General features: G+C 71.8%; 25 protein-coding genes and 1 pseudogene. 16 read left to right on the forward strand and 10 right to left on the reverse strand.

Annotated elements, in window-relative coordinates:
* The 4 genes from ACIA77_RS06945 to ACIA77_RS06960 all read left to right on the forward strand — a co-directional run bounded on the left by ACIA77_RS06945 (nt 1) and on the right by ACIA77_RS06960 (nt 4,244).
* Complete coding sequence (locus ACIA77_RS06945; RefSeq protein WP_395884843.1) at nt 1-831, forward strand: FAD binding domain-containing protein; 831 nt, start codon at nt 1-3, stop codon at nt 829-831.
* A complete protein-coding gene (locus ACIA77_RS06950; RefSeq protein ID WP_395884844.1) occupies nt 828-2,048 on the forward strand; it encodes a 2Fe-2S iron-sulfur cluster-binding protein in 1,221 nt (406 codons plus the stop codon). The genes ACIA77_RS06945 and ACIA77_RS06950 overlap by 4 nt, the downstream gene beginning before the upstream one ends.
* The gene (locus ACIA77_RS06955) at nt 1,999-3,204 is read left to right on the forward strand and encodes a serine hydrolase domain-containing protein (RefSeq protein ID WP_395884845.1); all 1,206 of its coding nucleotides are present in this window, start codon (nt 1,999-2,001) and stop codon (nt 3,202-3,204) included. Before ACIA77_RS06950 ends, ACIA77_RS06955 begins: the two co-directional genes overlap by 50 nt.
* Before the next feature lie 152 nt (nt 3,205-3,356).
* Nucleotides 3,357-4,244 carry a trypsin-like serine peptidase gene (locus ACIA77_RS06960; protein WP_395884846.1) on the forward strand — a complete coding sequence of 296 codons (888 nt, stop codon included), beginning with the start codon at nt 3,357-3,359 and terminating at the stop codon, nt 4,242-4,244.
* Between the two features lie 6 nt (nt 4,245-4,250).
* Here ACIA77_RS06960 and ACIA77_RS06965 read toward each other — a convergent pair whose 3' ends face one another.
* A complete protein-coding gene (locus ACIA77_RS06965) occupies nt 4,251-5,009 on the reverse strand; it encodes an SDR family NAD(P)-dependent oxidoreductase (protein ID WP_395884847.1) in 759 nt (252 codons plus the stop codon).
* Between the two features lie 83 nt (nt 5,010-5,092).
* Between ACIA77_RS06965 and ACIA77_RS06970 the strand changes: the two genes are divergently transcribed.
* Together ACIA77_RS06970 and ACIA77_RS06975 are read left to right on the forward strand one after the other, a co-directional pair.
* On the forward strand, nt 5,093-5,425 hold the full coding sequence (locus ACIA77_RS06970) for an ArsR/SmtB family transcription factor (protein WP_395884848.1): 333 nt from the start codon (nt 5,093-5,095) through the stop codon (nt 5,423-5,425).
* Nucleotides 5,426-5,472: 47 nt separating this feature from the next.
* A complete protein-coding gene (locus tag ACIA77_RS06975; RefSeq protein WP_395884849.1) occupies nt 5,473-6,300 on the forward strand; it encodes an alpha/beta fold hydrolase in 828 nt (275 codons plus the stop codon).
* A gap of 10 nt (nt 6,301-6,310) precedes the next feature.
* Here the strand turns inward: ACIA77_RS06975 and ACIA77_RS06980 are convergent, their stop codons facing one another.
* Both ACIA77_RS06980 and ACIA77_RS06985 read right to left on the reverse strand, forming a co-directional pair.
* Nucleotides 6,311-6,952 carry a dihydrofolate reductase family protein gene (locus ACIA77_RS06980; RefSeq protein ID WP_395884850.1) on the reverse strand — a complete coding sequence of 214 codons (642 nt, stop codon included), beginning with the start codon at nt 6,950-6,952 and terminating at the stop codon, nt 6,311-6,313.
* Nucleotides 6,953-7,120: 168 nt separating this feature from the next.
* Nucleotides 7,121-7,546: a RidA family protein gene (locus tag ACIA77_RS06985; protein ID WP_395884851.1), complete on the reverse strand. Its 426-nt coding sequence runs from the start codon at nt 7,544-7,546 to the stop codon at nt 7,121-7,123.
* Nucleotides 7,547-7,637: 91 nt separating this feature from the next.
* On the opposite strand from ACIA77_RS06985, the gene ACIA77_RS06990 reads away from it, so the two are divergent.
* Both ACIA77_RS06990 and ACIA77_RS06995 read left to right on the forward strand, forming a co-directional pair.
* The gene (locus tag ACIA77_RS06990; protein WP_395884852.1) at nt 7,638-8,105 is read left to right on the forward strand and encodes an SRPBCC family protein; all 468 of its coding nucleotides are present in this window, start codon (nt 7,638-7,640) and stop codon (nt 8,103-8,105) included.
* Between the two features lie 56 nt (nt 8,106-8,161).
* Nucleotides 8,162-8,323, forward strand: a complete 162-nt coding sequence (locus ACIA77_RS06995) for a hypothetical protein (RefSeq protein ID WP_395884853.1) — start codon at nt 8,162-8,164, stop codon at nt 8,321-8,323.
* Nucleotides 8,324-8,339: 16 nt separating this feature from the next.
* Here ACIA77_RS06995 and ACIA77_RS07000 read toward each other — a convergent pair whose 3' ends face one another.
* Complete coding sequence (locus ACIA77_RS07000) at nt 8,340-8,525, reverse strand: hypothetical protein (RefSeq protein WP_395884854.1); 186 nt, start codon at nt 8,523-8,525, stop codon at nt 8,340-8,342.
* A gap of 261 nt (nt 8,526-8,786) precedes the next feature.
* On the opposite strand from ACIA77_RS07000, the gene ACIA77_RS07005 reads away from it, so the two are divergent.
* A complete protein-coding gene (locus ACIA77_RS07005; RefSeq protein WP_395884996.1) occupies nt 8,787-9,119 on the forward strand; it encodes a plasmid stabilization protein in 333 nt (110 codons plus the stop codon).
* A gap of 128 nt (nt 9,120-9,247) precedes the next feature.
* Nucleotides 9,248-9,607, forward strand: a complete 360-nt coding sequence (locus tag ACIA77_RS07010; protein WP_395884855.1) for a VOC family protein — start codon at nt 9,248-9,250, stop codon at nt 9,605-9,607.
* Between the two features lie 548 nt (nt 9,608-10,155).
* On the opposite strand, the gene ACIA77_RS07015 is transcribed toward ACIA77_RS07010, so the two are convergent.
* On the reverse strand, nt 10,156-11,850 hold the full coding sequence (locus ACIA77_RS07015; protein WP_395884856.1) for an FAD-dependent oxidoreductase: 1,695 nt from the start codon (nt 11,848-11,850) through the stop codon (nt 10,156-10,158).
* Between the two features lie 96 nt (nt 11,851-11,946).
* Between ACIA77_RS07015 and ACIA77_RS07020 the strand changes: the two genes are divergently transcribed.
* From ACIA77_RS07020 to ACIA77_RS07045, 6 genes and pseudogenes are all read left to right on the forward strand, one after another.
* Nucleotides 11,947-12,384, forward strand: coding sequence for a hypothetical protein (locus tag ACIA77_RS07020; RefSeq protein ID WP_395884857.1), 438 nt, complete (start codon nt 11,947-11,949; stop codon nt 12,382-12,384).
* Between the two features lie 74 nt (nt 12,385-12,458).
* Nucleotides 12,459-12,953: a hemerythrin domain-containing protein gene (locus ACIA77_RS07025; protein ID WP_395884858.1), complete on the forward strand. Its 495-nt coding sequence runs from the start codon at nt 12,459-12,461 to the stop codon at nt 12,951-12,953.
* 44 nt (nt 12,954-12,997) lie between these two features.
* Complete coding sequence (locus ACIA77_RS07030) at nt 12,998-13,663, forward strand: GPR1/FUN34/YaaH family transporter (protein WP_395884859.1); 666 nt, start codon at nt 12,998-13,000, stop codon at nt 13,661-13,663.
* 176 nt (nt 13,664-13,839) lie between these two features.
* A pseudogene (locus ACIA77_RS07035) lies at nt 13,840-14,676 on the forward strand (cbb3-type cytochrome c oxidase subunit I); the annotation flags it as partial.
* A 10-nt stretch (nt 14,677-14,686) separates the two neighbouring features.
* Nucleotides 14,687-15,298: an endonuclease gene (locus ACIA77_RS07040; RefSeq protein ID WP_395884860.1), complete on the forward strand. Its 612-nt coding sequence runs from the start codon at nt 14,687-14,689 to the stop codon at nt 15,296-15,298.
* 60 nt (nt 15,299-15,358) lie between these two features.
* Nucleotides 15,359-15,640 (forward strand): hypothetical protein, encoded by a 282-nt coding sequence (locus tag ACIA77_RS07045; protein WP_395884861.1) that lies wholly within the window; start codon nt 15,359-15,361, stop codon nt 15,638-15,640.
* A 45-nt stretch (nt 15,641-15,685) separates the two neighbouring features.
* Here the strand turns inward: ACIA77_RS07045 and ACIA77_RS07050 are convergent, their stop codons facing one another.
* Genes ACIA77_RS07050 through fdh form a run of 5 tightly spaced genes read right to left on the reverse strand, consistent with a single transcriptional unit; the run spans nt 15,686 to nt 21,596 of the window.
* A complete protein-coding gene (locus ACIA77_RS07050; protein ID WP_395884862.1) occupies nt 15,686-16,102 on the reverse strand; it encodes a CBS domain-containing protein in 417 nt (138 codons plus the stop codon).
* A 47-nt stretch (nt 16,103-16,149) separates the two neighbouring features.
* On the reverse strand, nt 16,150-16,584 hold the full coding sequence (locus tag ACIA77_RS07055) for an SRPBCC family protein (protein WP_395884863.1): 435 nt from the start codon (nt 16,582-16,584) through the stop codon (nt 16,150-16,152).
* A 44-nt stretch (nt 16,585-16,628) separates the two neighbouring features.
* Nucleotides 16,629-17,546, reverse strand: coding sequence for an NrfD/PsrC family molybdoenzyme membrane anchor subunit (gene nrfD, locus ACIA77_RS07060; protein ID WP_395884864.1), 918 nt, complete (start codon nt 17,544-17,546; stop codon nt 16,629-16,631).
* Nucleotides 17,543-18,382, reverse strand: a complete 840-nt coding sequence (locus ACIA77_RS07065) for a 4Fe-4S dicluster domain-containing protein (protein WP_395884865.1) — start codon at nt 18,380-18,382, stop codon at nt 17,543-17,545. Before ACIA77_RS07065 ends, nrfD begins: the two co-directional genes overlap by 4 nt.
* Entirely contained in the window at nt 18,375-21,596 is a 3,222-nt protein-coding gene (gene fdh, locus ACIA77_RS07070) for a formate dehydrogenase (protein ID WP_395884866.1), read from the reverse strand. The genes ACIA77_RS07065 and fdh overlap by 8 nt, the downstream gene beginning before the upstream one ends.
* Nucleotides 21,597-21,640 lie beyond the last annotated feature (44 nt).

Raw genomic sequence — 21,640 nt, forward strand, 5'->3', positions numbered from 1 at the left:
GTGAAAGCAGCCCCGTTCGCCTACGTGCGGCCCGCGACCCTCGACGACGCGGTCGCCGAACTCGTGCGCAGCCGGGGCGAGGGGAAGGTGCTCGCCGGCGGGCAGTCGCTGGTGCCGATCCTCGCGATGCGCCTGGCGCGCCCGTCCACTGTGGTCGACATCTCGGCACTGTCCGAATTGGACTACGTGCGTCGCGAGGGCGACGCGCTGGTGATCGGCGCGCTCGTGCGCCAGCGGACGCTGGAGCAGCACCCGCTCGCCGCGGCCGTGCCCCTGCTGCGGCTGGCTCTGCCGTGGATCGGGCACCGCGAGCTGCGCAGCCGCGGCACGGTGTGCGGCAGCATCGCGCACGCCGACCCCGCCGCCGAGCTGCCCGCCCTCGCCTGCTGCCTGAACGCGGAGCTGGAGATCGCGGGGCGGCGGGGCCGGCGCACGGTCACCGCCGCCGAGTTCTTCCTCGGCGCCATGGCCACCGCGATCGGGCCCGAGGACGTGCTCGCGGCGGTGCGCTTCCCCCTCGCACAGCCGGGCGAGGGCTTCGGGTTCGCCGAGATCGCCCGCCGCCACGGCGACTTCGCGCTCGCCGGGGTGGCCACGCGGGCCCGGGCGGGCGGCGAAACCGTGCTCACCGCGTTCGGCGTGTCCGACCGGCCGGTGACGCGCGACGTCACCGGTCTCGACGACGAAGCACTGGCGGCGCTGGCCCGCGACCTCGTCGACACCGCCGGCGACCCGCACGGCTCGCGCGAGTACCGCCGGCGGCTCGTGGCCGCGCTGGCCGTGCGCGAAGTCGCCCGGGCCCGGCGCGCCGCGGAAGGAGGACCCGCATGACCCTGCCCCGGCCCGTCCGCGCGGAGGCCGGCGAACCGCTCGACGTGACGATGACCGTCAACGGCACCGAAGTGACGCTGTCGCTGCCCGCGCGCGTCACGCTCGCCGACGCGCTGCGCGACCACCTCGGCCTCACCGGCACGCACCTCGGCTGCGAGCACGGCGTGTGCGGCATGTGCACGGTCCTGGTCGACGGCTCGGCGGCGCGCGCGTGCCTGCTGTTCGCCTGCCAGCTCGACGGCGCGGAGATCGTGACCGTCGAAGGGCTCGGCCGCCCGGACAACCTGCACCCGCTGCAGGAGGCGTTCGGCGCGCACCACGCGCTGCAGTGCGGCTTCTGCACACCCGGGTTCCTGCTGTCCTCCTACGACCTGCTGGCGAGCAAGCCGGACGTGGCCGAGGAGGACCTGCCGGTCGAGCTGTCAGGTGTGCTGTGCCGCTGCACCGGGTACCGCAACATCCTCTCGGCGGTCTCCGAGGTCGCGAACGCGCACCGCGACGGGATCCCGGCGCCGCGCAACTGCGGACAGCACGTGCTGATGGGGCACACCGCCGCCAAACCGGGCGCGAAGACCGCGCCCGAACCCGTCGGCGTGCGCGAGATCGAGCTGCCGCAAGGGGATCCGACGTTCACCGTCGAGGTCACGCAGGACCTCGCGGCGTCGCTGGAGAAGACGTGGCGGGTGCTCGACGACCTCGACGTCGTCGCCGCGTGCCTGCCCGGGGCGGAGATCACCGAACACCTCGGCGACGACCGCTACCGCGGCCGCGCCCGCGTGGCCGTCGGGCCGATCCGGCTGTCGTTCGCCGGGCTCGCGCAGGTGACCGAACGCGACGCCGCGGCGCACCGGCTGCGCGTGATCGGCCAGGGCGAAGACGCCGGCGGCGGGCGCACCCAGGCCGACATCCTGTTGCTGGCCGAGGAAACCCCGGCCGGCACCCGCCTGCGCGCCACCGCGCAGGTGTACCTGACCGGCCGCATCGCGCAGTTCGGCCGGGCACTGGCCGGCGACGTCAGCCGGCGCATGTTCGAGCAGTTCGCCGCGGCCGTGGAGGAGACCGCGGTGTCCGGAGTGCGCACGGCGGCCGCCGAACCGCCCGGCGCGCTGGCCCTCCTCGGAGCCACTCTCGCCGCGAAAGCGCGAGAATGGGGCCGGCGCTTGCGCCGTGCCGAGCACAGCCCACGAAACCAACCCCCGAAAGGGACTCAACGATGAGTTCAACCGCCTCGATCGACAAGATCCTGAGCGACGCCGTGGACAACGGCGACGTGCCCAACGTCGTCGCCATCGCGGCCGACGGCAACGGGTCGTCTACGAAGGCGCGGCCGGCCCGCGCGCCGCCGGCAGCAGCGACCCCGCGTCGGCCGACACCCACTTCCGCATCATGTCGATGACCAAGATGGTCACGACCGCCGCCGCCCTGCGCCTGGCCGACGAGGGCAAGATCGAGCTCGACGCCCCCGTCGAGCGCTACCGCCCCGAGTTCGCCGACGTCCGGGTGCTGACCGGGTTCGACGGCGACACGCCGCAGCTGCGGGAGCCGGCCTCGCAGGCGACGATCCGGCAGCTGATGACGCACACGTCGGGCCTGAGCTACTGGTTCTGGAACTCCGACATCGTCAAGTGGGAGGCCGCCACCGGCACCCCGAACGTGCTGTCGGGCCAGAACGTCGTGTTCACCGCGCCGATGATCGCCGACCCCGGCACCACCGTCGAATACGGCACCAACACCGACTGGCTCGGCCGGGTGGTCGAAGCCGTCTCGGGCACCACTCTGGACAAGTACTTCGCGGAGCACATCACCGGGCCGCTGGGGATGACCGAGACGTCGTTCGCCCCCACCGCGGCGCAGCGCGCCAACCTCGCGCCGATCCACGTCCGCGGCGAGGACGGCGCGTGGCTCGCGACCGACATCAACATCCCCGAGGTGCCCGAGTACTGGGCCGGCGGCCACGGCCTGTACTCGACGCCTCGCGACTACCTCAAGTTCCAGCGCATGCTGCTGGGCGGCGGCACGCTCGACGGCGCGAAGGTGCTCGAGAAGTCCACTGTGGACGCCGCCTTCACCAACCAGATCGGCGACCTGAAGTTCCCGGAGCACATCACCACCGCCGACCCGGCGTCGACGCACGACTTCGCCGCCGGACCGGGCTACCGGTGGGGCCTCGGGCTGCTGCTCAACGGTGAGCGGGCCACGGGCATGCGCGCCGCGGGCAGCGGGACGTGGGCCGGGCTGTGCAACTCGTTCTTCTGGGTCGACCGCGAGACGGGCGTGACGGGCGCGATCTACAGCCAGTCGCTGCCGTTCGTGCCGCCGCCGTTCATGAAGCTGTACGAAGACTTCGAACGGGCGCTGTACGCCACGCTCTGACCACGGCGCGATCCTGGCCGGGTGCCGCGACCACCCGGCCGGGTCCGCGTTGGCGGGCCCCGATCACCCGGTCGAGGTGATCTTGCCGCGCAACCCCGGTCCGCCGCGGGGCGTCTCCTGAGTGATCCACTCCGGCACGAAGGAGAACGACCTTGCGCAGGACCCGGACAGCACTGGCGATCGTGGCCGTGAGCCTGGTTTCGGCGGGCCTCGCGCCCGCGGTGGCCTCGGCCGACGACAGCGTCGCGGTCGTGAACTTCACCCCGCAGGAGCGCACCGACGCCGTGCGGTACTGGACGCCGCAGCGGATGAAGCAGGTGGGCCAGGACAACGACCTCGGACCGACCGGGCCGATTTCCCAGCCGTGGCGCGGAAAACCGCTGGGCACCATCGGCCGGCTCTTCTTCGTGCACGGCGACAACGGCCTGGACAGCTTCTGCACCGCGACGTCGGTCCGCAGTGGGAACCACGACGTCGTGCTCACGGCGGGCCACTGCGTCTGGAAGCCCGGCGCGCCCGACCTGTCGTACCTGACCATGGTGTTCGTGCCCGGGTACGACAAGGGGAACCGCCCGTTCGGCGTGTTCCCGGTACGCGCGGTGCTGACTCCGAAGGACCTCACGACCGACTCGCACCACGACGTGGCCGCCCTCGTGGTGGACCCCGTCGGCGGCCGGCACGTGAACGACGTGGCGGGCGCCCAGCCGGTGGCGTTCGACCGGCAGCCCGGGCCGCGCATCACGACGTTCGGCTACCCCGACACGCACCCGCAACTCGGCGAGGAACTGCTGTCCTGCACGGGCACCACCACGGCCGACCAGCACGGCAGCACCCCCGGCGACCCGCAGCAGCTCGTACCGTGCGACATGAGCGGCGGCTCGAGCGGCGGACCGTGGCTCGCCGATTTCGACGCGGCCACCGGCTCGGGCACCGTCGTCTCGGTGAACAGCAGCCTCGACCCGTCCCAGCCGAACACGATGGGCGGCCCGGTGCTGGGGCCCGTCGCGGAAGCGGTGTACCGGCAGGCGTCGGCGAGCTGACCGCGCTCAGCCGGCCAGCGCCAATCCGCCGTCGACGGCGAGGACCTGGCCCGTGAGCCACTCCGCGTGCGGGTCGGCCAGGCGCACGATCCAGGCGGCGATGTCGGCGGGCCGGCCGCGGCGGCCGAGCGGGATGCGCACGGCTTCTTCGGCTTTGACCCGCTCGACGTCCTGAGCGGACAGCCCGGCCGACGTCAATGCCTCACTCTCGGTCGGGCCTGGCGCGACGGCGTTGACCCGGACGCGGTCCGGGGCCAGTTCGAGCGCCCAGCTGCGGGTGAGGGCCTCGAGCGCCGCTTTCGACGCGCCGTAGTGCGCGGCTCCGGGCAGCGGACGGTGGCCGTAGGTGCTGGACACGTTGACGATCGCGCCGCGGGCCTGCCCGAGGTGCTCCAGCGCAGCGCTCGCCAGCAGGCTCGGGGCCGCGACGTTGACGGCGAACAGCCGGCTGACCGCGGCAGAAGTCGTGTCCGCCAAGGACATGCCGGTGAAGATCCCCGCGTTGTTGACCAGCACGTCGAGCCGGCCCCACCGGCCGACGGCCGTGTCCACAACGGACTCGGCGGCACCCGGCTCGGCCACGTCCGCGGCGTGCGCCTCGATCGCGGGGTGCAGCGCGGCGGTCGCGGCGAGGGCTTCGGCGCGCCGCCCGACGCCGAGGACCCGCGCACCCGCTTGGGCAAACGCCTCCGCCGTGGCGCGGCCGATGCCGGACCCGGCACCGGTGACGATCACGACGCTTCCGGTCAGGTCGCTCGGGTTCACGTGTGCTCCTTCATTCGATGATCGACGAATGTCGAACGTAGCACAGGGCCAGACCAGTCGTTCGACACCCGTAGAATGACGGGATGAGGCACCCGACTCCCCCGCCGTCCGCCGGCGACATGACGCTGGCCGAGGTGCTCACCGCGTTGAGCGACCCCGTGCGCCTGGGCCTGGTCCGGCAGCTGGCGGACGGGGCCGAGCGCAAGTGGGGCGAGCTGCGTGCCCCCGTGGCGAAGTCGACGCTCAGCCACCACCTCAAAACACTCCGCGGCGCCGGGGTCACCGACACCCGCGAAGACGGCACGCGCTGCTTCGTCACCCTCCGCCGCGCCGAACTGGACCAGCGGTTCCCCGGTCTCCTCGACGCCGTGCTGAGCGCCGCCGAGGCCGAGCACGGCGCGACTCGACAAGCCTGACCCCGGCGCCTAGCCTCACTAGAGCGATCGCTCTAGTGGGAGGTGTCATGCCGACGATCGAGTTGTCAGCGGGGCCGATCGACTACGCCGACACCGGCGGCGACGGGCCCGTGGTCGTGTTCACCCACGGGTTCCCGATGAACGAGACGCAGTGGCGGAAGGTCGTGCCACTGCTGGCGGACTACCGCTGCGTGCTGCCGACGCTGCCGCTGGGCGCGCACCGGCGGCCGATGCGCGAGGACGCCGACCTGTCGCAGCGCGGGCAGGCACTGCTCGTCGGCGAGCTGCTCGAACGGCTGGGACTGGAAGACGTCACGCTGGTCTTGAACGATTGGGGCGGGCCGCAGTTCCTGCTGTCCGAGGGCCGCGCCGAGCGCGTCGGGCGGCTGGTGCTGGTGGCGTGCGAGGCGTTCGACAACTTCCCGCCGCCTCCGGCGCGGCCGTTGGTGCAGCTGGCGAAGGTGCCGGGCGGCGTGTGGCTGCTGATGCGCCTGCTGGGCACGAAGTTCTTCCGCCACCACGAAAAGGCCTACGGCGGGCTGAGCAAACACGGCATCCCCGACGAGGTGCTCGACAGCTGGTTCGCCCCCGCCACCCGCGACGGCAAGATCCGCCGCGACCTCGCGAAGTTCGCCGTCTCCACGCCCGAGCGCGAGGTGCTGCTGCGGTGGACGGCCCGGCTCGGCGACTTCGACCGCCCGGTGCTGGTCGTCTGGGCACCGGAGGACCGGATGATGCCGCGCGCCCACGGCCGGCGCCTCGCGGAGCTGTTCCCGCAGGGCCGGCTCGTCGAGATCACCGACTCGTGGACACTCGTGCCCGAGGACCAGCCCGAACGCCTGGCCGAAGTCCTGCGGGAGTTCCTGCCCGCCTAGCGGTGCGGCGTCAGCCGCCTTCGGTGCCGCGGCCGGGTGCGCTCATGTCGCCCGTCACGGGCGTGCCGGGCGCGAGCCCGTAGCGCAGGAACACGGTGCCCTTCGGGCCGGCCGCGGGCGGTTCGAGGAGCGTGACGTTCGTGGGTACCTCGCCGCCGTCGAACACCTTCTTCCCGACTCCGAGCACGATCGGGTGCAGCCAGAGGTCGAGCCGGTCGAAGAGCTTCTCGCGCAGCAGGGTCTGCACCAGGTTCAGGCTCCCGACGACCCGCACGTGCTCGTGCCGGTCCCGGATCTCGCGCACCGCGGCGGGCAGGTCCGGACCGAGTTGCGCGGACCCGGCCCACGTGAGCTCGGGGTTGCCGCGGGAAGCCACGTATTTCGGCACGCGGTTGAAAAGCACGGCGATTTCGTTGTCCTGGCCGCCCTCCTGGTGCGGCCAGTGGGCCGCGAAGAGGTCATACGTCCGCCGGCCGAGCAGGAGGGCGTCCGTGCCCTCGTACGCGGAGCCGATCTGCTTCCCGATGACCTCGTCCACCAGGGGTGCTTGCCAGCCGCCGAACGGGAACCCCACCGGGTCCTCCTCCGGGCCGCCGGGCGCTTGCCCGACGAGGTCGAGGGTCGCGAACAGTTCGAGGTGGATGAGGCCCATGCGGTGCTCCCGGTGAGGTGGTTGTCTCGGCGAAGGTGCGCCGGCGGAGCCACCGCCACGGGCCGAGCTCGAAGCGCACCGCAGTGCCCCGCTCACGCCGGGAGACCGGGGCGCCGCACGGACACTGCCCACCCACGATAACCGACACTGCGGTTGAAATCCGGCGAGTCACCCCGGCGGGTCCTGGCCCGGCACCGCCGCGACGGCCTCCACCTCGGCCGCGTAATCCGGCCCGGCGAGCGCGGCGACGACGAGCAGTGACTGTGCCGGGAAGTCGCCGTCCGGGAACCACCGGGCGAACGCATCGGCCTGCGCCGCCCGGTAGCCCGCGAGGTGGTCGGTACCGGCCACGAACGTCTGCAGCTTCACGAGGTGCCCGGGCCCGGCGCCGGCCGCGGCCAGCACGGCTTCGACGTTCACGAAGATCTGCCGCGCCTGGGTTTCCGCGTCGGCGCCCGCGAGTTCGCCGTCCGGGCGGATCCCGAGCTGCCCGGCGACGAACACGAGCCGGTGTCCCGGCGGCACTTCGGCCAGGTGGCTGTAGCGCCCGAGGGGCGGCGCGACTTCTGCGGGGTTCCAACGGCGCGTAGACATGCCGGCCATGATCTCAGGTCCGCCGGTTTCGCGGCGGCTCGTCCGGGTAAGCCGCGAGGGAACCGAGCCGACCGACGAAAGGACGCCGACCATGAGCACGATCACCGAGCACGTCGATGTGCGAGTCCCGGTTTCCGCCGCCTACAACCAGTGGACGCAGTTCGAGTCGTTCCCGCGGTTCATGGCGGACGTGGAGGAGATCCGGCAGATCGACGCCACCCACACGCACTGGACGGTCGCGATCGGCGGCGTGACGCGCGAATTCGACGCGACGATCACCGAGCAGCACCCGGACGAGCGCATCGCGTGGGCGTCCGACTCCGGGCCGACCCACGCGGGCGTGATCACGTTCCACCGCCTCGACGACGAGACCACGCGCATCACCGCCCAGCTGGACCTGGATCCCGAGGGCTTCGCGGAGAACGCGGCCGACAAGCTCGGCGTCCTCGACCGCCGGGTGCAGGGTGACATGCAGCGGTTCAAGACGTTCATCGAGCACCGCGACGGCCGCGAGACCGGCACGTGGCGCGGGGACGTCCCGCCGCCGCCCCAGAGCTGACCGCGGTTTCACGCACCGTGCGCAGTGGTAACCCCGGGGCAGGAAGGGAGCTCACGATGCCTGCCGACGAGAAGCGCCTGGAAGAGCAGCTCGACGAGGTGCGCCACGCGATCCGGGACGCCAAGGACGCCGCCCAGGAGGAGCGCGCGTCGCGGCCGAACCCGATGGGGGACACCACTGCGGACGAGTCACGGGAAGACGCGGCCGAGGGGCACTGAGCCAGTCACCGCCGGGTCACTCACCGCCGGAGCCCTTGGCCGCCCACAGGTTCACCGCCACGCCCACCGCGAGGGCGGCGCACCAGATCGCCAGGTAGCCGGGAGCCCAGTGGCGGATGAGCGCGATCAGCCCGACGACCAGGCACAGCCCGGTCCCGATCGCGGTGAACAGCGAGATGGCGCTGGCCGGTCGTCCTGCCACGCCCGCCGGGTACCCGCCCGGCCGGGCGCCGAAAGCCGGAAGGAGCTGCCGATGACCGAACCGGAAACGCCCGAACGAGACGACCCCTACGGCGACACGCAAGAGGTCCAGCGCGAGACGCTGCGCGGCGAACAGGGCACGACCCCCACGACGACAGCGACCCGCAGTCCGGCTCCGGCTGACCTCCGGTTTGGCCGGCGGCCGGCCGGGTATCCGCAGCACAGCACTCACGCGCGACTCGCGCACGAACGAGGAGGAGCCGTGCCGCAGCAGAGCTGGAACAGCAAGCGAGAACGTCAGTACGAGCACATCAAGTCGTCGCAGCAGGACCAGGGCGCGAGCGAAGCACGCGCCGAGGAGATCGCCGCGCGGACGGTGAACAAGAACCGCGCCCGTTCGGGCGAATCCCGCTCCGCCAGCAAGACCTCCCTGCGCGACAAGAGCCCCCAGCAACGCGGCGGCGAACGCGGGGGCAAGCGCCTCGGCCCGGGCGGGCCCACGAAGGACCAGCTCTACAACGAGGCCAAACAGCGCAACATCAAGGGCCGCTCCAGCATGACGAAGAAGGAACTGGCCACCGCGCTGGGGCGCTGACCCCCGCCTCGTCCCGCCGGCGGGCTCATCGTGTCCGATGTGGACACCGTCGTTGCGCTTCACCCATCCGGTTTGCCCCCGATGATCGCCTGGGCTCGACGCCCGGCCACCGCCTGAGGGGAAGGTTCGTGACCAGCCGGCTCATCGCCATCGCCGTGGATTGCCGGAACGCGGAAGCGCTCGCGGAATTCTGGCGCGAAGCCCTGGACTACCCGAAGACCCACCGGTGGACCGACGCCCACGGCGTCACGTACGTCGAGCTGACGGCACCGGACGGCCCGTCGCTGCTGTTCCAGCCGGTGCCCGAGGACAAGACGGTCAAGAACCGCCTGCACCTGGACCTCGCCCCGCGCACCCTCGACCAGCGCGACGAGGTCGAACGCCTGGTGACCCTGGGCGCAAAAGTCCTCGCCGACCCGGACGACGACCCGTGGATCGTACTGGCCGATCCGCAGGGCAACGAGTTCTGCGTCCTCCCCCGGCGGTGACTCACCGGCCGAGAGCGCACCGCTACCACCACGCTTCCGAGAACTCCCCAACCTGGATGTTCAACGCCGGTCAGCGGTTCGTTGCGCAATTCCAGCCTGGCTGAACGCTGCCCCGCACGCAGCGTTCAGCCCTAGTACTGAGCTGAGGGGCTCGACCGCCAGGTTTTGCCTCATGGACGCCAAGAACTATCAGGCGTAGCCGCCACGGGCACGCACGAGGGCTGAACGAGGTTTCGCTCCACCTCGATTGGTGATCGGGATGCATCGAGATGCCGAGCCACAGCGCATCCGGCGATGGACTTGTCGCCGACACCGAACAGGCCAACCCCGGTGCAGGACCCGCGCGTTGTCCGCGCCGGACTCCGCACCCGCGCAGTCGCTGACCGAACTCGAACTCCGCTTGTCCGGACTTGACGATGCCTGCCGGCCACGGACACGTCGCATCCGATAGGCACCCCGATACCGCCTCTGACCTCGGAAATGCACAGGTGCCACATGCTGGGTCTCGCGGCTGGGCAACGAGTTCTGCGTGCTCCCCCGGCGATGACTCACCGGCCGAGCACGTCGACGGGTTCCTGGGGGCGCCCGCGCGGCTGCAGGCCCTCGGCGGCGAACATCCGGTGCAGCACCTGGATCGCAACCGAGCCCTCACCGACAGCGGACGCCACGCGCTTCACCGAGTTGTGCCGCGCGTCGCCGGCGGCGAAGACGCCCGGCAGGCTCGTTTCGAGGGGCAGGCGGGCGCGGGGGCTCGGCCAGGGGCAGCCGTCGAGGTCGGCGCCGGTGAGGACGAAGCCGCGGTCGTCGCGGCGGATTTCCGGGGGCAGCCAGTCGGTGTGCGGGAGGGCGCCGATCATCACGAAGAGCCCGTCGGCGGGGACGGTTTCCTCCGCGCCGGTCCGGCGGTCGCGCAGGACCAGGTGGTCGAGCCACCCGTCGCCTCCGCCGCCGACGATTTCGGTGGCCAGGCGCACGTCCAGCCGCGGCGTCGCGGCGATCTCCTGCGTGAGGTAGTGCGACATCCCCGCGCCCAGCGAATCGGCGCGGATCAGCAGGGTGACGCGGCGGGCGTAGCGGGCCAGGTACAGCGCGGCTTGCCCGGCCGAGTTTCCCCCACCGACGACGAAGACCTCGCGGTCGGTCGCCCCCGGAGCCTCCGAGGCCGGGCCGCCGTAGTGGACGCCGGCGCCGCTCAGCTCTTCGAGCGCGGGCACGCCGAGCCGGTGGTAGGCGGCGCCTGTCGCGAGCAGCACGGCGCGGGAGCGCACCCGGGTGCCGTTGCTGAGCGTCAGGGTGACCTCACCGTCGCGTTCGAGGTCGACCGCCCGCTGCATGAACACGAACTTCGCCCCGAACACCCACGCCTGGTCGTAGGCCTGCTGAGCCAGCCGGCGGCCGCTGACGCCGCGCGGGAAGCCGAGGTAGTTGCGGATGAGCGAACTGGAGGTCGCCTGCCCGCCGAGGCCGCCTTCGTCGACGACGAGCGTGCCGAACCCCTCCGACGCGCCGTACATGGCCGCCGACAGCCCCGCCGGCCCCGCACCGACGATGACGAGGTCGAACTCCATGCGCTCCGGGTCGACCGGCGCGCCCGACGCCACGGCGATGTCGGCGTCGGTGGGGTTGCGCAGCACGTTGCCGTCGGGGAAGACGACGATCGGGAGCCCGCCTTCCGCGCCGACCTCGGCGATGAGCTCGCGGCCCTCGTGGGAGTCGGCCAGCGAGAACGCGTGCGGGATGGCGCAGCGCCCGAGCACCTTGCGCAGTTCGTAGGCGCGGCCCGACCACGACTCCCCGACGACGTGGATCGTGTACGGCGAGGTGCGCCGCGCTTCCGTCCACTCGAGCAGGAGGTTCGAGACGGCTTGGTGGAAGACCTCGTCGGGCGCGGCGAGCGGCCGGAGCACGTAGTGGTCGATGTGCCCGCGGGCGATCGCCTCGAAGATCGCCTCACCCGTCTCCCGGTCGCCCCACTCGCCCCAGGCGATCAGCAGGCCGCGTTTGGCGTGCGGGTGCAGGCGCCGGATGCGGCTGAGCAACTCACCGCCGGTCATCCCGGAAAGCCATTGTCCGGCCAGGACGAGCGCGACGTCGTCGAGGTCCTTCAGGCTCGCCAGCGCGTCGTCGGGGGTCGTGAAGGTGAGGACGCGGTAGTGGCGCCCGTAGCGCTCGCGCAACTCGCGCCCGACGTCGCGCAACACATCCGCGTCCCCGTCGACGGCGACGAGCACGGCGGCGGACACGCCCTGACTCTAATGGCCCTCAAGCTGCCCGCTCCTCGCGGTTTTTCAGCGATTCCCGCCGGGTAGCCGGGGGCAACACCGTTGCCAGGAGGAGCCATGGACCGCGAACCGGCCACCGTCCTCGACGCGCCCCAGCACGATGCACCCCGGGACACCGTCGTTCACTATCGGCTGTTCGCGCGCTTCGCGGCGCACCCGGCGCTGCGGCACCTCCTGCCTGGGAGCGGATTGTGGCTCGACGCCGAGGGCCTGCGTGTCCGCCTGGGCCCCTGGGTCGTCACCACCGCACTGTCCAATCTCGCCGGCGCGACGGTGGCGGGTCCGTTCCACGCGGCCCGCGCCCTCGGCGCCCGCCTCTCCCTCGCCGATCACGGCCTGACGCTGGGTACGTCGACGGCCCGCGGCGTGTGCATCCGCTTCCACCGCGCGGTGCCGGGTCTGGACCCCTTCGGGCTGGTGTGCCACCCGGCGCTGACGGTGACCGTGGCAGAACCGGACCTCGTCGCGCGGGCGATCAACCAGATCGCGCGGTGACCCGGGCCACCCGGGACGGTTGAGTGCGCGCCCGGCGGGTACCCGAAGTGCAGCAACCCCCTTGGAGCATTTCGATGAACACCCCCGACCTCGCCACGGTACTGAGCGAGGACCACCTCATGCTGAGCCGCATCTGCACCGAACTCGAACTGGGCCCCGGCAGCCCCGAGAACCGCCGGGAGCTGGCCGACCACCTGATCGCCCAGCTGGTGCGGCACGAAGTGGCCGAAGAGCCCCACGTCTTCCCCAGCCCGGCGCTCGCCGGAGCCGACGACGTCATGCGCCGGCTCGAGGGGCTCGGCCCGCAGGACACCCGGTTCGAGCGGCTGCTCTCGCAGCTGATCCGCGCGGTCCGGCGCCACCTGCGGGAAACCGGCCTCGCCCGGCTCGAAGCGCGCTACAGCGCCACGCGGTTGCGCGACCTCGGTGACGAGGTGATGGGCCGCCGCAAGGCCACTAGTTCCCTCCCCCACCCGGCGATCGCGGACCGGGCACCCGCGGCCACGCTGCTGCGGACCGGGCCGGGGTTCGTCGACCGGGCGCGGGCGGCGCTGACCTCCGTCCACTGAGGACGGACGCGTTTCGGCGCGCCGGCACCGGGTACGCCGGGAGCATGAGCGAACCAGCGCACCCAGCGGTGGCTGTCCGGCCGTACGCGAGCCCGTTGCCGCTGGGGTTCTTCTGCTTCGGCATCGGCATGGCGCTGCTCGGCGGGATCGGGCTGGGCCTCGTGGACGGCGACCAGCTGCGCACGGCCGGCATCTTGCTCGCCGCCTTCGTCTTCCCGCTCGAGTTCCTCGCCGCCGTGATGGCGTTCCTCGCCCGCGACACCGGCGCGGCGGCCGCCCTCGGGCTCTTCGCGACGTCGTGGCTCGGCCTGGGTGTCGTGTACGTCGTGGCGCCGCAGCAGCACACCAGCGTCGCACTGGGGTTCTACCTCGGCGCGTTCGCGATCGCGCTCGTGCCGCTGATCGCCGTCGCGTTCCTGGGCAAGGCGCTGCTCGGGATCGTGCTCACCGTGTCCGCGCTCCGCGCCGCCCTCTCGGCGGCGTACCAGTTCGGCGCGCCGGCGGTCGTCGAGCGGGCGGGCGGATGGGTCGCGTTCGCGATCTTCGCTCTGGCGCTGTACGCGGGCACAGCGTTTCTCATCGAGGACGTCCGGCAGCGCACCACGCTCCCGATCCTTCGCCGGTCCACCGCCCGGCAAGCGCTCGAAGGTGACCTTTCCCGGCAAACCGCCCGGCTGCCGCACGAAGCGGGGGTCCGGAACCAGCTGTGAGGTGTGTAGTGCCGCGTCCCGGCGGGTAGCCGTCGCGGGTGCAGTGCGCCAACCCGGGAGGCCGGCCGTGACCGAGGTGAGGACCAGGGCGGAACCGATCAAACTCAGCCCGCGCCGCTCCCCTCGCGGCGCGGTTTTCCTCGCCCTGGTGCGCACGACCGATCCCAAGAAGATCGGGCTGGGCCGCCTACACGCCGCTCTCGGACGCGGTGCACTCCCCCGGCGTCGGCGGCGTCCTGTGGATCATGGGGCTGATCGTGTCCGGGCTGGGCACGATCCTCGGCGCGGTCAACATGATCACCACGATCCTGCGCCTGCGCGCGCCCGGCATGACGATGTTCCGGCTGCCCCTGTTCACCTGGAACATCTTCTTCACCGGGATCCTCATCCTGCTTGCGTTCCCCATCCTCACCGCCGCGCTCTTCGCGCTGTCCGCGACCGGTGCAGTGCTGCTGCCGTTCTTCTCGATCCTGACGTTCCTGATCGCCGCGCCGACCGGGATCAAGTTCTTCAACCGGATCGGCACGATGTGGAAGGGCACACTCTCGTTCGAGACGTCGATGCTGTGGTCCACGGGGTTCATGGTCACGTTCCTGCTCGGCGGGCTCACCGACGTCATCCTCGCCGCGCCCGCGCTGGACTTCCACGCGCACGACACGTACTTCGTCGTCGCGCACTTCCACTACGTGCTGTTCGGCACGATCGTGTTCACCACGCTCAACACGGTGTCCACCATCGGGTCGTTCGTGCTCGGCGCGTCGATGCTGCCGTTCATCTGGAACGTGGTGAAGAGCTACCGCTTCGGTGAGGTCGTCGAGGTGGACGATCCGTGGGGCTTCGGGAACTCGCTCGAATGGGCGACGGCGTGCCCACCGCCGCGGCACAACTTCCACGAGCTGCCGCGCATCCGGTCCGAGCGGCCGGCGTTCGAGCTGCACTACCCTGTGATGATCGACCGGATCACCGAAGACAAGCACGTCGCCCGGCGCGCGCGCCGCGGCGTGCCGAAGTAGGAGCCACCGCATGAGCAAGGTCGACGACGTCCTGGCCGAGTACGGCACCACGCACGCGAACCAGGCCGGCATCAAGCTCGCCGACAAACCACAGCCGCTGTACCAGCTGCTGGTGCTGACCACGCTGATGTCGGCGCGCATCGGCACGGACATCGCCGTCGCGGCGGCGAAGGAGCTGTGGCAGGCCGGCTGGAAGACGCCGCAGGCCATGCGGGACTCCGAGTGGCTCGACCGCGTGCACGCGCTGGGCCGCGGCCACTACGTCCGCTACGACGAGAGCACGGCCCGCTACCTGGTCGACAGCGCGGAATTCCTGCGCGAGCGCTACCGCGACGACCTGCGCGGTCTCGCCGAAGCCGCGGGCGGGACCGTGAAGAAGCTCGAGAAGCTGCTCACGGAGTTCCCGCGCATCGGCCCGACGGGCGCGCAGATCTTCTGCCAGGAGGTCCAGGCGGTGTGGCCGTGGGTTCGCCCGTACTTCGACAAGCGGGCTCTCACCGGCGCCGAAAAGGCCGGGCTGCCCGCCGATCCGGACGAACTCTCCGCTCTCGTGCCCGGCTCGGACGTGGCCCGGCTGGCCGCGGCGCTGGTGCAGGTGAACTTCCACACCAAGAAGCGCTGATCCGGCGAGTTTCGGCCGTGCGCCACCGGGAATTCCTCGACGGAGGAACGGAGGTCCCCGGTGAGCGAACCCGACCGGCCCGCCGCCGAGTCCGACCCGGCCGCTCTGAGCGCCGCGCCGGATCTCGACGAGGACGAACTGCGGGCCGACCCGCTCGAAGCGGGCATGGACCCGCCGGAGCACTGGAGCGGCGTGGACGAGTACGGCATGACGCCCCGCGAGCAAGCCGAACCGCGGCCCCTGGGCGAGCGGCTCGCGGAGGAACGTCCGGACGCGGCAGCCGAAGCGGTGCAATGGAATCTGCGCGCTCCCGACGTGCCGTCCGATGACGACATCCGATGAGTGAAGTGCCGGGCCCGGGGTGGACCCGGCACTTCGCCACGTCAGTCAGTCGTAGGACAGGGCCTCGACCAGTTCACCCGCCGCGAGGTGGGGCATCGCGCGGGCGACGTCGGCCTGGGCGAGCACGCCGACCAGATCGTGGCCGTCGATCACCGGCAGCCGGCGGACGCGGTGCTCGGACATGGTCCGCAGCACGTCTTCGAGGTCGTCGTCCGCGCCGATGGTGACGGCCTCGCCCTGGGCGAGCTCGCCGACGTGCACGGCGCGGGGGTCCTTGCCCTGCGCGAGGACCTTCACCACGATGTCGCGGTCGGTGAGCATCCCTTTGAGGCGCTCGTCCTCGCCGCACACCGGCAGGGCGCCGACCCCCAGGCGCGCCAGCACGCCCGCCGCCTCGAAGACCGTGTCCGATTCGCGGGCGCAGGTGACGTCCGAAGTCATGATGTCGCGCGCGACTGTCATCGCCGAATCCCTTCTGTTCCCAGGTGGTGTCCGCGGCCGGAGCACGGCTAAGGGGTCCAGCCGCCCTCGTGTTCACTCGCCGAGACGTCCGAGTCGGCCACCGCGGTGTGGGCCAGCGCCGCGACCGTCTCCTCCAGGCCGCGCTGGATCTCGGCCGCGGAGCCCTCGCGGACGCTGCGCAGCGTCACCTTCACGCGGCTCGCGGCGGGGCCGGCCTCGGCGATGCTCAGCTCGCCCCGGTAGTCGTGCGGGCCTTCGGCGCCCCACGACAGCGTGCGGGTGCCTTCGTCGACCCGCAGCCAGGCCTCGCCCTCGACGTGCTCGCCGTGGATGTCGGCCTCGACGTGGACGGTCCCGCCGCCCTCGGGTTCGGCCTCGGTCATCTGGGTGAAGTAGTGCGGCAGGTTGCGGGGTTCGCGCAGGTACGCGAACAGCTCGTCGGCCGGCAGGTCGACGGTGGCGCTGTGGTGGTAGTCGGGCACGGGAATCACCTCCTGGCCGCCCGGGTACCCACCGGCCCTTGCCGCTACCCGCGCTCGGCCATCCGCTCCCGCTGCGGCACCACGACGTACTTCGGGTCCTTCGCCGACGCCACCCCGGCCTGGTAGACGCCGAACCGCGTGCACAGCCCCGCGGCCAGGTACGCCGCCCCGCTCGCCACCGCAGCGACCTTGCTGCGCCGCGCGCCCAGCGACAACGCGGCCCCCGCCGCGGTCAGGCCGCGAGCGGCCTTCAGCAGTTTCCCGGCCCGGCCCAGCCGGTACGGCTCGGAAACCACCCCGAGCCCGTGCTCGAGCTGCCGCGCCACCACCAGCTCGGCCGCCGCGCCGACGAGGCCCGCGCTCACCACCGGCCCGATCTCGTCCCGCGGGGCCGCGATCAACGCCGCGCCCGCACCGCTCGTCAGCGCGCTGCCGGCGAACAGGAACGGCAGGTGCCCCCGCGCTTCGTGCCACGAGGGGGTGGCCGTGTCGGCCAGCAGCACCGCCGTGTACGTGCACATCGCGGGTCCGGCGACGCCCGCCGCGGCACCCGCGAGTTTCCCGATCGGCCGCAGCAGCCCCGTTTCCGCCGAGCCCGCCGACGCGGCGGCCAGGCCCGAGAACGGCGCGAGGATCCACGACCCCACCGAAAGCGGCGACGTCGGCTTCAGCACGCGCAGCATGTGCAGGAACCGCGCCGGCCGGCCGAGGTCGTGGATCAGCGCCACGACGCTCGCCCCCGCACCGGCGGCCGCGACGAGCCGGCCGACGCGCGCGAGGCCCGGCCGGCCGGTCAGGCCGGCGAGGCTCGCGATCGTCGCCGACGAACCCGCGGCGCCGCCGAGGAACAGGTACAGCGGCACGTCCGGCTGCTTCCACGCCGGCTCCTTGAGGATCGGCCGGCCGTAGTACGACGTGAACTCGACCGGGTCGACCATCGTCCGTTCGGCGCGCGGGCTCATCGGCGCCGCCCCAGGAACGAGACCACGAGCGTGCCCGCGACGCCGAGCGCCGCGGCCGCCGCGCGTTTCCACATCTGCGGCAGGTGCTTCGTCGGCACGACCGGGTCCGGCGGGAAGCCGTAGACCTCCGGTTCGTCCAGGAGCAGGAAGAACGCGCCGTTTCCGCCGACGCCGTCGTCGGGGTCGCGGCCGTAGAGCCGGGCCTCGCCCACGCCGGATTCGTGGAGCTCGGTCACCCGGGCGTCGGCCCGCGTCCGCAGCTCGTCGAGCTCGCCGAACTGGATCGAGTCGGTCGGGCAGGCCTTGGCGCACGCCGGTTCCAGGCCCGCGCCGAGCCGGTCGTAGCAGAGCGTGCACTTGAACGCACGGCCGTCGGATTCGCGCCGCTCGATCACGCCGTACGGGCAGGCGGGCACGCAGTAACCGCAGCCGTTGCAGATGTCCTGCTGCACCACGACCGTGTCGAACTCGGTGCGGAACAGCGCGCCCGTCGGGCACACGTCGAGGCAGCCGGCGTGGGTGCAGTGCTTGCACACGTCGCTCGACATCAGCCAGCGCACGCCCGGTTCTTCGGAATCGCCGTCCTGCGAAGGCGCGCCCACCGTCGGCATGCCGAGGTCCACGGCGGGTTTCGTGGGCTGCTCGACGAACGCGACGTGCCGCCAGGCGTTGGCACCCAGGTCGCCGGTGTTGTCGTAGGACGTGCCGAGCAGGTCGAGCTCCCGGCCGGGCACGTCGTTCCACTCCTTGCACGCGACTTCGCACGCTTTGCAGCCGATGCACACCGTGGTGTCGGTGAAGAAGCCCATCCGCGGCTGCGTGCCGTACTCAGCCATCCGCCCTCCTGCGGTACTTCTCGACGAGTTCCAGCAGCGCCGGCCCGCGCGGGCGCCGCCCGGGCACGATGTCGCACGTCGCCGCCTTCGCCTCCTGGATGTGCACGTTCGGGTCCATCACGACGCTCAGCAGGTCGTTGGCCGCGTCGCCGCGCGAGAGCCCGTTCGGGCCCCAGTGGTAGGGCAGCCCGACCTGGTGGATCGTGCGGCCGCGGACCTTGAGCGGTTTCATCCGCGCGGTCACCAGCACCCGCGCCTCGATCGCCGTGCGGGCCGAGATGAGCGTGGCCCAGCCGCCGTGCTCCAGCCCGCGTTCGGCGGCGAGCTCCGGGGAGACTTCGCAGAAGAACTCCGGCTGCAGCTCCGACAGGTACGGCAGGGTGCGGCTCATCCCGCCGGCGGTGTGGTGCTCGGTGAGCCGGTAGGTGGTGAACACGTACGGGTAGGCCGGGCTGCGTGCGGGGTTGTACGGGTTCGAGGGCGCGTCGAGCGTCTGGCGCGCCGGGTTCTCCTGCTGCGCGTACAGCGGGTTGTCCACCGGCGATTCGAACGGTTCGTAGTGCGCGGGCAGCGGACCGTCGGCGAGCCCGGCGGGCACGTAGAGCCACGCGCGGCCATCGGTCTGCATGATGAACGGGTCGGTGCCGCCGATCGCGTCCTGGGCCTTCGCGCCCGCGGGCGGCTCGTAATCCGGCGGTTTCGTCACCTCGAAGTCGGGGACGTCCGGCCCGGTCCAGCGGCCCTGCTCCGGATCCCAGTACACGTACTTCTTGCGTTCGCTCCAGGGTTTCCCGGCCGGATCGGCGGACGCGCGGTTGTAGAGCGTGCGCCGGTTCGCCGGCCACGCCCACGCCCACTCGCTCGCCACCCAGTCCTGTTCGGAACCGGGTTTCCGGTCGGCGGCGTGGTTGTGCCCGCCGGCGCGCACGCCGCAGTAGATCCAGCACCCGCAGGCGGTGGACCCGTCGTCGGTCAGCTGCGTGTACGACGAGAGCGGGCCGTCCGGACCGTGGCCGTTGATCTCAGCCAGCACGGATTCGGCCGAGGGATCGGCGGTGGGGCCCTCCGTCGGGTAGCTCCACGTCAGGTCCTGCACCGGACGGTCCCGCGGATCCGTGCTGTCCGCCAGCTTTTCGCGGATCAGGCGGCCGAGGTGGTAGTAGAACCACAGGTCGCTGCGCGCCTCGCCGGGCGGTTCGACGGCCTTGTGGTGCCACTGCAGCAGCCGCTGCGTGTTGGTGAAGCTGCCGTCCTTCTCCGTGTGCGCGGCGGCGGGCAGGAAGAACACCTCGGTGCCGATCTCGGTGCTCGAGAGCTCACCGGTCTCGATCTCCGGGCCATCCTTCCAGAACGTCGCCGACTCGATCATCTGCAGGTCGCGCACCACCAGCCAGTCGAGGTTCGCGAGGCCCAGCCGCTGCATCTTCCCGTTGGCCGACCCGACGGCCGGGTTCTCGCCCACGAGGAAGTAGCCCTTGCACGTGCCTTCGAGCTGGTTGCGGACCGTGGCGTACGTGCCGTGCTCACCGGTCAGCCTCGGCAGGTAGCCGAAGCAGAACTCGTTGTGCGGCTGGGCGGCGTCGCCCCAGTACGCCTTGAGCAGGCTGACCATGTATGAGTCCATGTTGCCCCAGAACCCGGTGGCGCCGGCGTCGGTCGCGACGTAGTCGGCGAGCCCGAAGTGCTGGTGCGCGTGGGGCATCGGCAGGTACCCGGGCAGGATGTTGAACAGCGTCGGGATGTCGGTGGAGCCCTGGATGCTCGCGTGCCCGCGCAGCGCGAGGATCCCGCCGCCCGGACGGCCGATGTTGCCCAGCAGGGTCTGCAGGATCGACGCCGTGCGGATGTACTGCGCGCCGACCGTGTGGTGCGTCCACCCGACGGAGTACACCCACGCTGTGGTGCGCTCGCGGGTCGAATTCTTCGTGACCGCGTCGGCGATCTCGAGGAACTGGCGCACCGGGATACCGCAGATGTCCGCGACGGCTTCCGGCGTGTACCGCGAGAAGTGGCGCTTGAGGACCTGGTAGACGCAGCGGGGGTGCTGCAGCGTCTCGTCCAGGTGCGGCTTCCCGCCGACGGCCGCGCCGCCGCTGCCGTACGACTCGGCGCGGGCCGAGGTCTGGTGGTTTTCGCCGCCGTGCTGCTGTTCACCCGGGAGCTCCGCCTCCCCGGTGCCCGCCGCGGGCACGGTCTGCACACCTTCGTAGGCCCAGCTCGACACGTCGTACTGCTTGTGCTCCGGGTCGTAACCCGAGAACAGGCCGTCGAGGTCCTCGGTGTCGCGGAAGTCCTCGCGCAGGATCGCCGCGGCGTTGGTGTAGGCGAGCACGTACTCGCGGAAGTCCAGCTCGTGGTCGAGGACGTACTTGATCAGCCCGCCGAGGAACGCGATGTCCGAGCCCGCGCGCAGCGCCGCGTGGGTGTGCGCGACCGCGCTCGTGCGCGTGAACCGCGGGTCGACGTGGATGATCTTCGCCCCGCGGGCCTTCGCCTCCATCACCCACTGGAAACCCACGGGGTGGGCCTCGGCCATGTTCGAACCCTGGATGACGATGCAGTCGGCGTTGACCAGGTCTTGCAGGAACGTCGTGGCGCCACCACGACCGAAGGAGGTCCCCAGACCGGGAACCGTGGCGGAGTGTCAAATACGGGCCTGGTTCTCGATCTGGATCGCGCCGAGCGCCGTGTAGAGCTTCTTCATCAAGTAGTTCTCTTCGTTGTCCAGCGTCGCGCCGCCGAGACTGGCCAGCCCGAGCGTGCGCTTGAGCTGCACGCCCTTTTCGTCCGTCTCCTCCCACGTTTCGGCGCGCGTGCGCAGGACCCGCTCGGTGATCATCTCCATCGCCTCGCCGAGCGGCAGGCGTTCCCATTCGGTGCCGTGGGGCCGCCGGTAGAGCACCTCGGTGACCCGGCTCGGGCTGGTGACGAGCTGTTTGCTGGCCGAACCCTTGGGGCACAGGCGGCCGCGCGAGATCGGCGAGTCCGGGTCACCCTCGATCTGCGTGACCCGGCCGTCCTTCACGTAGACGTTCTGGCCGCACCCGACCGCGCAAAAGGGACAGATGGACTTCACGACGCGATCGGCGTCGCCGGTGCGCGCGTGCCACTCCTCGGACCCGCGGGACTTGGCCGCCGCGCCGCGCGCCAGCCGGTCGGGACCGGTCAGCTGCCGGTAGACGGGCCAGCCCTCGAGCCACTGCCGGACACCCATGCGTGCCAACATAAACCCTTCGCGAGCGGGGCGCAGGTCCGCTT

Source organism: Amycolatopsis sp. NPDC051903, assembly GCF_044452505.1.
In the GTDB taxonomy this organism is placed as follows: Bacteria; Actinomycetota; Actinomycetes; order Mycobacteriales; family Pseudonocardiaceae; genus Amycolatopsis.

Coding starts and splice junctions, on each gene's coding strand:
- ACIA77_RS07040 (WP_395884860.1), top strand. CDS start 14,687: ATGAGCAAGGTCGACGACGTCCTGGCCGAGTACGGCACCACGCACGCG.
- ACIA77_RS06980 (WP_395884850.1), bottom strand. CDS start 6,952: ATGGGCCTCATCCACCTCGAACTGTTCGCGACCCTCGACCTCGTCGGG.
- ACIA77_RS06975 (WP_395884849.1), top strand. CDS start 5,473: ATGCCGACGATCGAGTTGTCAGCGGGGCCGATCGACTACGCCGACACC.
- nrfD (WP_395884864.1), bottom strand. CDS start 17,546: ATGAGCCCGCGCGCCGAACGGACGATGGTCGACCCGGTCGAGTTCACG.
- ACIA77_RS07025 (WP_395884858.1), top strand. CDS start 12,459: ATGAACACCCCCGACCTCGCCACGGTACTGAGCGAGGACCACCTCATG.
- ACIA77_RS07065 (WP_395884865.1), bottom strand. CDS start 18,382: ATGGCTGAGTACGGCACGCAGCCGCGGATGGGCTTCTTCACCGACACC.
- ACIA77_RS06985 (WP_395884851.1), bottom strand. CDS start 7,546: ATGTCTACGCGCCGTTGGAACCCCGCAGAAGTCGCGCCGCCCCTCGGG.
- ACIA77_RS06995 (WP_395884853.1), top strand. CDS start 8,162: ATGCCTGCCGACGAGAAGCGCCTGGAAGAGCAGCTCGACGAGGTGCGC.
- ACIA77_RS06990 (WP_395884852.1), top strand. CDS start 7,638: ATGAGCACGATCACCGAGCACGTCGATGTGCGAGTCCCGGTTTCCGCC.
- ACIA77_RS07020 (WP_395884857.1), top strand. CDS start 11,947: ATGGACCGCGAACCGGCCACCGTCCTCGACGCGCCCCAGCACGATGCA.
- ACIA77_RS06970 (WP_395884848.1), top strand. CDS start 5,093: ATGAGGCACCCGACTCCCCCGCCGTCCGCCGGCGACATGACGCTGGCC.
- ACIA77_RS06950 (WP_395884844.1), top strand. CDS start 828: ATGACCCTGCCCCGGCCCGTCCGCGCGGAGGCCGGCGAACCGCTCGAC.
- ACIA77_RS07030 (WP_395884859.1), top strand. CDS start 12,998: ATGAGCGAACCAGCGCACCCAGCGGTGGCTGTCCGGCCGTACGCGAGC.
- ACIA77_RS07050 (WP_395884862.1), bottom strand. CDS start 16,102: ATGACAGTCGCGCGCGACATCATGACTTCGGACGTCACCTGCGCCCGC.